The sequence below is a fragment of the Methyloversatilis sp. genome (assembly GCF_051861465.1).
Lineage (GTDB): Bacteria > Pseudomonadota > Gammaproteobacteria > Burkholderiales > Rhodocyclaceae > Methyloversatilis.
The window spans coordinates 1-10,547 of the sequence record NZ_JBHYCQ010000003.1 but is presented as its reverse complement, the minus strand read 5'-3'; the positions used below and the strand labels follow the sequence as shown (position 1 = coordinate 10,547).

General features: G+C 65.2%; 13 protein-coding genes. 9 read left to right on the top strand and 4 right to left on the bottom strand.

Translation table 11 applies throughout. From position 1 onward, the window contains the following. Positions 1–10: 10 nt before the first annotated feature. From mreD to ACTIFF_RS04670, 3 genes are all read right to left on the bottom strand, one after another. Positions 11–535 (bottom strand): rod shape-determining protein MreD, encoded by a 525-nt coding sequence (gene mreD, locus ACTIFF_RS04680; RefSeq protein WP_439535784.1) that lies wholly within the window; start codon positions 533–535, stop codon positions 11–13. After that, on the bottom strand, positions 532–1,455 hold the full coding sequence (gene mreC, locus ACTIFF_RS04675; RefSeq protein ID WP_439535783.1) for a rod shape-determining protein MreC: 924 nt from the start codon (positions 1,453–1,455) through the stop codon (positions 532–534). Before mreC ends, mreD begins: the two co-directional genes overlap by 4 nt. Positions 1,456–1,562: 107 nt before the next feature. Further along, positions 1,563–2,606: a rod shape-determining protein gene (locus tag ACTIFF_RS04670; RefSeq protein ID WP_069038948.1), complete on the bottom strand. Its 1,044-nt coding sequence runs from the start codon at positions 2,604–2,606 to the stop codon at positions 1,563–1,565. Between the two features lie 237 nt (positions 2,607–2,843). On the opposite strand from ACTIFF_RS04670, the gene gatC reads away from it, so the two are divergent. The 6 genes from gatC to ACTIFF_RS04640 all read left to right on the top strand — a co-directional run bounded on the left by gatC (position 2,844) and on the right by ACTIFF_RS04640 (position 7,619). Continuing rightward, on the top strand, positions 2,844–3,131 hold the full coding sequence (gatC, locus tag ACTIFF_RS04665) for an Asp-tRNA(Asn)/Glu-tRNA(Gln) amidotransferase subunit GatC (RefSeq protein WP_257079279.1): 288 nt from the start codon (positions 2,844–2,846) through the stop codon (positions 3,129–3,131). Then, the gene (gene gatA / locus ACTIFF_RS04660) at positions 3,128–4,600 is read left to right on the top strand and encodes an Asp-tRNA(Asn)/Glu-tRNA(Gln) amidotransferase subunit GatA (RefSeq protein WP_439535782.1); all 1,473 of its coding nucleotides are present in this window, start codon (positions 3,128–3,130) and stop codon (positions 4,598–4,600) included. Before gatC ends, gatA begins: the two co-directional genes overlap by 4 nt. A 6-nt stretch (positions 4,601–4,606) precedes the next feature. Then, positions 4,607–4,927 carry a hypothetical protein gene (locus ACTIFF_RS04655; RefSeq protein ID WP_439535781.1) on the top strand — a complete coding sequence of 107 codons (321 nt, stop codon included), beginning with the start codon at positions 4,607–4,609 and terminating at the stop codon, positions 4,925–4,927. Beyond that, positions 4,924–5,454 (top strand): hypothetical protein, encoded by a 531-nt coding sequence (locus ACTIFF_RS04650; protein WP_439535780.1) that lies wholly within the window; start codon positions 4,924–4,926, stop codon positions 5,452–5,454. The genes ACTIFF_RS04655 and ACTIFF_RS04650 overlap by 4 nt, the downstream gene beginning before the upstream one ends. A 33-nt stretch (positions 5,455–5,487) precedes the next feature. Next, entirely contained in the window at positions 5,488–6,945 is a 1,458-nt protein-coding gene (gene gatB, locus ACTIFF_RS04645; protein WP_439535779.1) for an Asp-tRNA(Asn)/Glu-tRNA(Gln) amidotransferase subunit GatB, read from the top strand. Positions 6,946–7,400: 455 nt separating this feature from the next. Next, positions 7,401–7,619, top strand: a complete 219-nt coding sequence (locus ACTIFF_RS04640) for a hypothetical protein (protein ID WP_305633133.1) — start codon at positions 7,401–7,403, stop codon at positions 7,617–7,619. Between the two features lie 24 nt (positions 7,620–7,643). Here the strand turns inward: ACTIFF_RS04640 and ACTIFF_RS04635 are convergent, their stop codons facing one another. Beyond that, positions 7,644–8,657 carry an integron integrase gene (locus ACTIFF_RS04635; protein ID WP_439535778.1) on the bottom strand — a complete coding sequence of 338 codons (1,014 nt, stop codon included), beginning with the start codon at positions 8,655–8,657 and terminating at the stop codon, positions 7,644–7,646. A gap of 48 nt (positions 8,658–8,705) precedes the next feature. Between ACTIFF_RS04635 and ACTIFF_RS04630 the strand changes: the two genes are divergently transcribed. From ACTIFF_RS04630 to ACTIFF_RS04620, 3 genes are all read left to right on the top strand, one after another. Next, positions 8,706–9,410, top strand: coding sequence for a hypothetical protein (locus tag ACTIFF_RS04630; RefSeq protein ID WP_439535777.1), 705 nt, complete (start codon positions 8,706–8,708; stop codon positions 9,408–9,410). 122 nt (positions 9,411–9,532) lie between these two features. Further along, on the top strand, positions 9,533–10,015 hold the full coding sequence (locus ACTIFF_RS04625) for a hypothetical protein (RefSeq protein WP_439535776.1): 483 nt from the start codon (positions 9,533–9,535) through the stop codon (positions 10,013–10,015). A gap of 189 nt (positions 10,016–10,204) precedes the next feature. Beyond that, positions 10,205–10,547 (top strand): transposase (locus ACTIFF_RS04620; RefSeq protein ID WP_439535775.1); only part of this gene is annotated, 343 nt, incomplete at its 3' end.

Here is a 10,547-nt window from a genome sequence, read left to right as displayed (position 1 = left end):
CGCAGCGCGCTCAGATCGGCCGGTTTTCATCCTTGTCCTCCGGCCGGTACTGCGGCAGCAGCAGCACGAAGCTGATCGGATGCCACAGCAGCGCGGCGATGAGGCTGCCGGCGAAATAGCCCAGACCGGGGAATTCCGCGTCGGTCGACAGGCGCACGCACAGCATGACCAGCTGCGTGCCGACCAGCATGGGCAGCACGTGCAGCGACTGCTGCAGCGGTCCGAACCACAGGATGCGGCGCGAAAACGTGCCGGCGGTGTAGGCGAGCAGCACATAGGCCAGCGCGTGCTGGCCCATCAGGCTGCCATAGCCGATGTCCATCAGCAGGCCGAACACGAAAGCCGCGCCCATGCCCACGCGCAAGGGCTCGCGCACGCACCAGAAGCACAGCACCAGCGCCACCCAGTCGGGCAGCATCGGCGTGCGGCCGAGCGGCATCAGGTTGAGCAGCAGCGCGAACACCAGCGACAGCCAGATGAACCAGGGCCTGACCGGGCGCAGGATGCGGCGCGAACTGAAACTGGGCTGGTTCATGGCTTGACCGCCTCCGGCGCGGGGGCGCTGCCGGCGGGCGCGGCCGTGGCATCGGTGCCGGTGGTCGGCAGCACCGGCTTGCCGGGCGTCATGATGAGCACCGTGGAATGCGATTCGACGCCGGCCAGCGGCACGCACAGGATGCGCACGAAGCCGCCCGAGCCGTCGCGGTCGACCGATTTGACGCGCGCCACCGGCAGGCCGGGCGCGAAGACGCCGTCCAGCCCCGAGGTGACGATGCGGTCGCCTTCGCGCAGATCGACGTCGGTCGCGAGATAACGCAGTTCCAGCGTGCCGCTGCCGGCGCCGAACATCACCGCGCGCACGCCGGTGCGGGCGATCTGCACCGGCAGTGCCTGGTCCTTGTCGGAGATCAGCGTGACTTCGGCATTCAGCGGATAGACCCGCGTGACCTGGCCGATCACGCCGATGTCGTCCACCACCGGGCTGCCCGGTTCGATGCCCTGGGTCAGGCCCTTGTCGACCACCACGCGGCGCGAGAACGGGTCGCGCACCGCGTAGATCACCTCGGCCACCTGCGCATTCACCTGTACCCGTTCGCGCATGTCGAGCAGCGCGCGCAGGCGGGTGTTTTCCATGTCGAGCTGTTCCTGGCGCAGCCGTATCGTGCCCAGCGCCACCTGTTCGCGGCGCAGGTCCTCGTTTTCCGCCTGCAGCCGGGCGAGGTCGGCGAAGTATTCACCGGCCGACCGCACACCGGTGACCGGCATGCCGGCGGCGACCTGCAGCGGCGTGGTGACCACCGACAGGCCCTGACGCAGCAATTCGAGGTAGTTCAGGCGGTGATCGACGACGATCAGCGTGAGCGCGGCGCTTACCAGCACCACCAGGCGCACCAGCGGCGCCGGGCCGCGCCGGAAGAACGGGGGCGGGGAATGTCCGGCGACCGGAGAAGCCATGAATCAGGAAACCAGGGGGGTCGAAGCGTGCCCGCGGCGCGGGCGGTGCCGGTCCCGCGGCACCGTCGAGGCGGCGGGCAGGGACCGGTGAGCCATCATGCGGCGCGTCACTCGTTGGCGAAAATGCTGCCCAGCTGGTCCATCTTTTCCAGCGCGGTGCCCGAACCGCGCACCACGCAGGTCAGCGGGTCGTCGGCCACCACCACCGGCAGGCCGGTTTCTTCCATCAGCAGCCGGTTCAGGTCGCGCAGCAGCGCGCCGCCGCCGGTCAGCACCATGCCGCGCTCGGCGATGTCGGCGCCCAGTTCGGGCGGCGTCTGTTCGAGTGCGCTCTTCACCGCCGACACGATCTGGTTCAGCGGCTCGGTCAGCGCTTCGAGGATTTCGTTGGACGAAATGGTGAAGCTGCGCGGAATGCCTTCGGCCAGGTTGCGGCCCTTCACTTCCATTTCCTTCACTTCGGAGCCCGGGAAGGCGGAGCCGATTTCCTTCTTGATCGCCTCGGCCGTGGTTTCACCGATCAGCATGCCGTAGTTGCGGCGGATGTAATTGATGATGGCTTCGTCGAACTTGTCGCCGCCGACCCGCACCGAACCGGCGTACACCATGCCGCCGAGCGAAATCACGCCCACTTCGGTCGTGCCGCCGCCGATGTCGACCACCATCGAGCCGGTGGCATCCGACACCGGCAGGCCGGCGCCGATCGCTGCGGCCATCGGCTCCTCGATCAGGTAGACCTGACTCGCGCCGGCGCCGAGCGCCGATTCGCGGATGGCGCGGCGCTCGACCTGGGTCGAGCCGCACGGCACGCAGATGATGATGCGCGGGCTGGGCGAAAAAAGACGCGAATCGTGCACCCGCTTGATGAACTGCTTGAGCATCTGCTCGGTCACTGTGAAGTCGGCGATCACGCCATCCTTCATGGGCCGGATGGCGGTGATGTTGCCGGGCGTCTTGCCGAGCATGAGCTTGGCCTGCAGGCCGACGGCCTGGATGGTCTTCTTGGCGTTGGGGCCGCCTTCGGTGCGGATGGCGACGACCGACGGTTCGTCCAGCACGATGCCCTGACCGCGCACGTAGATCAGCGTGTTGGCGGTGCCGAGGTCGATGGCCAGATCGTTGGAGAAATAGGAACGCAGGAAACCGAACATGAAGTGTCTTATGTGGAAGCGACCGCAGGCGGTCTGTACGGGTTTGGGCCGGATCAGTCTTCACCCGGCGGTGACATCGAGCTGCCTCGATGCGCCGGGCGCGGCCGGAGGTGTTTGCAGCGGCCGGGCGGGCAGCCTGAATAGTTCATAATGATAACCCAACACACCCCGACCCCTTGAACTGAAACATCTTTGTCCGCGGGTGCCCCGGCATCCGGCAACCCACACAGCCCCGCCATGTCCCTGACCGACCAACAAGTCCGCCACATCGCGAAGCTGGCGCGCATCGAGCTTGCCGACGGCCAGCTCGAACGCACCCGCGACGCACTCGGCTCCATGCTCGGCCTGATCGAGCAATTGCAGGCGATCGACACCACCGGCGTCGAGCCGATGGCGCACGCCACCGACCTCGTGCTGCGCCTGCGCGACGACGCCATCAGCGAAACCGATCACCGCAGCGCCTACCAGGCGGTCGCGCCGGCCGTCGAGAACGGCCTGTATCTGGTGCCGAAGGTGATTGAATGAGTGATCGAACGATGGACACCGTGAAGCAGCTGTCTGCCCGGCTCGCGGCCGGCGACGTGTCGGCGGTCGAACTGGCGCAGGACTACCTGGCGAAGATCCGCACGGCCAATCCGGCGCTGAATGCCTTTGTCGAACTGAACGAGGCGCAGACGCTGAACGAGGCGCGCGCCGCCGACGCGCTGCGCGCGGCCGGCCAGGCCGGTCCGCTGACCGGCGTGCCGATCGCGCACAAGGACATCTTCTGCCAGACCGGCTGGCACGCCCGCTGTGGCTCGAAAATGCTGGAGAACTTCGCCGCGCCCTACGACGCCGGCCTGATCGAGCGCGCGCGCGCGGCCGGTCTGGTCACCCTGGGTCGCACCAATATGGACGAGTTCGCCATGGGCTCGACCAACGAGTCGAGCCACTACGGCGTGGTGCACAACCCCTGGCAGCTCGACGCCGTGCCCGGCGGCTCGTCCGGCGGTTCGGCGGCGGCGGTTGCGGCGGGCATCGCACCGGCGGCCAGCGGCACCGACACCGGCGGTTCGATCCGCCAGCCGGCCGCGTTCTGCGGCATCACCGGCATCAAGCCAACCTACGGCATCGTGTCGCGCTGGGGCATGATCGCCTACGCCTCCAGCCTGGACCAGGGCGGGCCGATGGCGCACACCGCGGAAGACTGCGCGCTGCTGCTCAACGCCTTCGCCGGCTTCGACACGCGCGACGCCACCAGCCTGGAACGCGCGCCGGAAGACTACACGCGCGCCCTCGACGCCCCGCTGGCCGGCCTGCGCATCGGCGTGCCGAAGGAATTCTTCGGCGAAGGCATGTCGGACGACGTGCGTGCCGCGGTCGACGCCGCGCTGGCCACCTTCCGCACGCTGGGCGCCACCACGGTCGAGGTCAGCCTGCCGCGCTCCGGTTACGCCGTGCCGGCCTATTACGTGATTGCGCCGGCCGAAGCCAGTTCCAACCTGAACCGCTTCGACGGCGTGCGCTACGGCTATCGCGCCCCCGAGTACCGCGACCTGAACGACATGTACGCCAAGACGCGCGCCCAGGGCTTCGGCGAGGAAGTGAAGCGGCGCATATTGATCGGCACCTATGTGCTGTCGCACGGCTACTACGACGCCTACTATCTGCAGGCGCAGCGCGTGCGCCGGCTGATCGCCGACGACTATCAGGCCGCCTTCCGCGACTGCGACCTCATCCTCGGCCCGACCACGCCGACCGTTGCCTACGGCATCGGCGACAAGGCGGACGATCCGCTGTCGATGTATCTGGGCGACATCTACACCACCTCGGTCAATCTGGCCGGCCTGCCCGGCATGAGCATTCCGTGCGGCTTCGGCGCCGGCGGCCTGCCCGCAGGTCTGCCAATCGGTCTGCAGATCGTCGGCAACTATTTCGACGAGGCGCGCATGCTGGGCGCTGCACACCGCTTCCAGCAGGCGACCGACTGGCACCTGCGCACGCCACCCCGGTAAGTCACCATGAGCACGTCACAGCGCTACCGCTACAACAGCGAACAGCTCACGCACATCCTCGAGCAGGCGGGCATCTACATGTGTGCCTGCCCGGCCCAGGTCGCCACCCAGATGATCGAGCTGCGCAAGCTGCACCAGTACCAGCTGAACTGCATGGACGAAATGCCGCAGCTGGCCGACACGCACCGGCGCATCGCCGAGGCGGCCGAGCACGCCCATGCAGTGCTCGAAGCCGCACTCGACGACGTGCTGCGCATCGAAGGCTGGGACGCGCAATCGCTCACCATGCCGGACGGCCTGCGTGCGCTGCGGGACAGTCTGCTGTGACCTGCCCGCGGCTGCGCGGGCTGCCGCTCGCGGGGGCACTGGCGGTGGCACTGATCGCCGGCTGTGCGCCATTCGCGCCGCAACCGTCGACCACCACGCGACCGCAGCCCGCGCCGACGCCGACGACCGCGCCGGAAGCCAGACGGCCAGCGCCGCCGATCAAGAGCAGCAAGCCGCTGCCGATCCCGGAACGGCCGCTGGCGGTGAAGACCGAATGCAGTTACCGCGACGACGTGGGCACCCAAGGCCGGCTGGTGCTCGACGTGCAGGCGTCGCGCGTGCAGCAATTCTGGTCGCAGGTCGACATGGGCAGCAAGGGCCGCTGCAGTTTTGACCTGTCGACGTTCCGGCAGACCACCTTCACGCCGTCGCCGACGTTGGTCGCCGGCGCGTGCACGGTGCGCATGTGGGAACAGGGTGACCAGGTCACGGTGTCGTATCAGAACTGCGCCAGCCAATGCACGCCGGGCGCGCATGAATACCTGTGGCCCACCCTGGTGAGCCGCAAGACCGGCACCTGCCGGTAACCGCAAGACGGAAAGAGACGGAAAGAGAACGCGATGAGCAGAGCCAACTGGGAAGTCGTGATCGGGCTGGAGACACACAGCCAGCTCAACACGACCTCGAAAATCTTCTCCGGCAGTCCGACGGCGTTCGGCGCCGCGCCGAACGTGCAGGCCAGCGCGGTCGATCTGGCACTGCCCGGCGTGCTGCCGGTGATGAACCGCGCCGCCGTCGAGCGTGCCATCCGCTTCGGCCTCGCGGTGGGCGGCGAAGTGGCGCAGCGTTCGGTGTTCGCACGCAAGAACTACTTCTACCCCGACCTTCCGAAGGGCTACCAGATCAGCCAGTACGAACTGCCGGTGGTGCAGGGTGGGGCGCTGACGATACGCGTCGGCGAAGGTGAGAAGGCCTACGAGAAGGTCGTGCGCCTGACCCGCGCGCACCTGGAAGAAGACGCCGGCAAGAGCCTGCACGAAGATTTCCATGGCATGTCGGGCATCGACCTGAACCGCGCCGGCACGCCGTTGCTGGAAATCGTCAGCGAGCCGGACATGACGTCGAGCGCCGAAGCCGTGGCCTACGCGCGCGCGCTGCATGCGCTGGTGCGCTGGGTCGACATCTGCGACGGCAACATGCAGGAAGGCAGCTTCCGCTGCGACGCCAACGTGAGCGTGCGCCGCCCGGGCGAGCCGCTCGGCACGCGGCGCGAAATCAAGAACCTGAACAGCTTCCGCTTCATGCAGCAGGCGATCGACTTTGAAATCCAGTGGCAGATCGAACAGATCGAAGACGGCCACAAGATCCAGCAGGCGACCGTGCTGTTCGACCCGGACACCGGCGAAACCCGCGCCATGCGCAGCAAGGAAGACGCGCATGACTACCGCTACTTCCCCGACCCCGACCTGCCGCCGCTGTTCATCGCCGCCGACTGGATCGAACGCGTGCGCAGCGAAATGCCCGAATTGCCGGTCGCACTGTCGGCCCGGCTGCAGGCCGACTACGGCCTGTCGCCCTACGATGCCGCCGGCCTGACCGCCAGCCGTGAAATGGCGCAGTACTACCTCGATGCGCTGGCCGTCGTCGGCGCGGCGCAGGCGAAGCCTTTGGCGAACTGGGTCATGGGCGAACTGGCCGCGCGGCTCAACCGCGAAGAGCGCGACATCGCGCACAGCCCGGTCAGCCCGGCACAGCTCGCCGGCCTGGTCACGCGCATCGCCGACGGCACGATTTCGAACAACATGGGCAAGAAGGTGTTCGAAGCGCTGTGGGGCGGCGAAGGTCAGACGGCCGACGCCGTCATCGAAGCCCAGGGCCTGAAACAGGTGACCGACGTGTCGGCCATCGAACCCATCATCGACGAGGTGCTCGCCGCCAACCCGAAATCGGTCGAGGAGTACCGCGCCGGCAAGGACAAGGCCTTCAACGCGCTGGTCGGCCAGGTCATGAAAGCCAGCAAGGGCAAGGCCAGCCCGGCGCAGGTGAATGAACTGCTGAAGAAAAAGCTCGCCGGCTGAGCGCGCGGTACCGAAAGTACGGGCGCAGCGTCCCGAGCGGCTTTCGGAGGGGTACTCGTGAGAGCGTGACTGTGGTGGCAGCGGCCGGTAGGAGGGCCTGTAGGAGCGACGGCCTCGCCGCGATAGTGCCGCGATGGTCGCTGATCGAAGTGAAGATCGCGGCGAGGGCGGAGCGGGGGTTTCGGCGAGCATTGCTCGCCGCCCGCAGAGCCGGCCGGCCATGCAGGGCCGGCAGTGGATCGCCGCTCCCACAGGCCGCTCCGCAAGGCCAGCATCCGCAGTCACTGCTCCACCAAGTCCAGCCCCCATGTAAACGGCCCGAACCTCACTTCGAAAACATACCGACAGCGCACATCGACACCGCACCCCGACAGCACCCCTGACAGCACCCCTGACAGCACCCCTGACAGCACCCCTGACTGCGCCCCGCCCTTCTTTACCGGATACCCCACACCATGCGCGTCCTCTTCTTCTTCGCCGCCCTCGCCTTCGCCATCGTCGGCATGTCCGGCATCACGCTCAGCCTGGTCAATGTCATCGATGACAGTCACAACGGCGGCTGGCCGCTGTGGCAGTCCCTGCCGCTGGCCCTGCTTGGCGTGGCCGGCTTCCTGTTCTGCCTGAGGAAGGTGATCCGCGGCGTGCATGAAGAGGTACCGCGCACGCCGGAGTGATCGCCCGCTTGCCGCCTGCGCGCCTCAGGGTGACAGCTCCGGCGCAGGCAGCGCATCCATCGGGCTGCGCACCCCGCCGCCGCCCACCTTCAGCACATGCGTGTAGATCATCGTCGTCGCCACGTCGGCATGGCCGAGCAGTTCCTGCACCGTCCGGATGTCATAGCCCGACTGCAGCAGCGCAGTGGCGAACGAATGGCGCAGCGTGTGCGGCGTTGCCAGTTTGGTCAGCCCGGCGCGAACCACCGCCCGCTTGAATGCGCGCTGAAAAGTCTGGTCATAGATATGGTGGCGGCGCACTACGCCGCTACGCGGATCGACCGACACATCGGCTTGCGGAAACACCCAGAACCACGCCCACGATGCACTCGCGCGCGGGTACTTGCGAGCCAGTGCATCCGGCAGATCCACCCCCGCGCGGCCGCAGCGACAGTCGTCGGCCCACAGCACCCGGGCGCGCGCCAGCTGCTCGCGCAGCGGCCGAATCAGGCTCTCGGGCAGCATCACCGCACGGTCCTTGCCGCCCTTGCCCTCGCGCACGATGACCGTGCGACGCTCGAAATCGATGTCCTTCACGCGCAGTCGCAGACCTTCGTTGATGCGCATGCCCGTGCCGTACAGAAGCTGAGCGAGCAGGCGATGTTCGCCCTCCATCAGACAGAGCAGGCGGGCCACTTCGGCGGGTGTCAGCACCACCGGCAGGCGACGCTTCGTGCGCGGCCGCCCGATGTCATTCATCCACGGCAGGTCGACGCCCAGCACCTTGACGTAGAGAAACAGCAAAGCCGACAGTGCCTGCTTGTGCGTCGAAACGGCCACACGGCGCTCATTCGCCAGCCACGACAGAAACGCCTCGATCTCCGCCCGCCCCATTTCGGCCGGATGGCGCACCCCATGAAACCGGATGAAACCCTTCACCCAATAGACATAGGTCTGCTCGGTGCTTATGGTGTAATGCAGGTAACGTATCCGTTCGCGCAGCTGATCCAGCAGGCGAACCGATTTCAGGGGCGGAAGCGGACGGGTGAGGTTTTTCATCGCTGTTTAATGCTGTATAAATACACAGCATAGGTCGACAAAACCTGCATGGCAAGGTCATTTCCTGCCGATCATTGCAGCCCGTTTACCCAGCAGCTTCCGGAGTTATGGCGCAAAACTGCGCCAGAAAACAAAGTTATGCGTCACATTGATCTTTCTCAGCCTTTTCCGCACCACTCCCCAGATCCGTTGATGCCATTCACGCATTTGAGAGACCTAGCCATCTCATCGTGCGTCCTTAATGGGTTCATTGCAGCAATGGTTCTGCCCGTTAATCAAGTCTGGGGCGCCTACGTTTATGCCTTTTGCACTTTGCTGTTCTTAAACGGCATTGTTGGCCACTACGTTTTTCGGACATCTTCTAAAGACTACTTTGGTTTTCGTGTGTGGTCCTTTATTAGCCAGGCTGTCGGCGTTTGTCTCTTGACCCTCACCGCGTATTTCGTGGTTTCACATAGCGGGGCATTAGTTTCCCTTGCACTTCTTGCTACTCCATATGTTGCCTCAGTCTCGCTGGCAATTTGGCTCATATTCAAGCAAGTTGAAAGAAGGCCTGCTCACGTTAATACAAAGGCTATTGCTCTCGGTCCATTGTTTGGCGTGGCTCTAGCATCCATTCCTTCGCTGGCAACCGGGTCCATTATGTCGGGTGTAGGTTATTTCCTGGTAGGGACCATGATCTTTGTCGCCATGCTTCAGTTGTCATTCGATCTGCGAGCGCTGGTTTGGTTTTATAAGGCGTCTAGGCTATGAGATTGGCCGTTACGCATAACCCGGCAATCCACCTGACCGCCTTCGGCCGCAGGTGATTTCTACGTTAGGCCGCACAGGACACTCAAGCAGCACACACCCGCACCTGCGAGTACACCGCACGAATGCAGAAGCAACTGATGGATGAGGAGCGTACGACAGCAATTGGGCTCGCGCGGTACGCTTATGAGTACATCGAAGCTGCGATGCTGGTCGAGCGCAACGATCCGACGGCCACACACATCTCCCCGATCCCGGCGTACTTCCTTGCGATGCACGGCATCGAGCTGACGCTGAAGGCCTATCTGCGTCACAAGGGAATGACCGTGAAGGACCTTCGTGGCCCGAAGTACGGGCACGATCTGCATGCCTGCCATAGGAAGGCAAAGGAGCTTGGTCTACTTTCCATTTTCAAAGAGCTGCCTACTGACGCCGACGCTATGCGAATGCTTGTTGGGCTGAACGAACATCAAGGCCTCCGGTACATTAAGACCGGTATGAAGCAATTTCCACTCTGGTCACTGGTCGAGCCATTGGCGGTGCGTCTACATCAGGCTGTCGCTCCAGAGGTCGGGTACAAGTCCTTCAACATCACGTATCACCACTAGACCACCGGTGACGCCTAACCCTTCCATCGAGCGGACAGTCAATGGCGGGCAACGTTTTCGCGCTCCGTCGCGGTTGGCGGCGCCGTTGCCCGCCGCTCATGTCAAACGTTGAGGCTGTAGAAAAACCCGCTTCATCGTCCGTTTACATGCCGTGGTTATGATCGGTCATCGCTTCGACGGAGCCCTGCGATGCCGCGTTTCAAGACGCCTGACTACGGTCTGAAGCTCATCCCGGTCGATTTCGCGCAGCAGGTGCGTCCCGGCACCTTCGAGTTCGCGCTCTGCCATCTGGTCGACAACGAGCTCGATCTCTCCACCCTCCGTTCCCGCTGCACCAACGACGCCGGTGGCGCACCGGCCTTCGATCCGGCAGTGCTGCTCAAGATCGTGCTGCTCGCCTACTCTCGCGGGCTCATCAGTTCGCGTTCCATTGCCGGCGCCTGCCGGAACAACGTGCTGTTCATGGCCGTCTCGGGCGACAGCGCGCCGCACTTCACGACGATTGCAGGCTTCGTTGCCGAACTGGGCGACG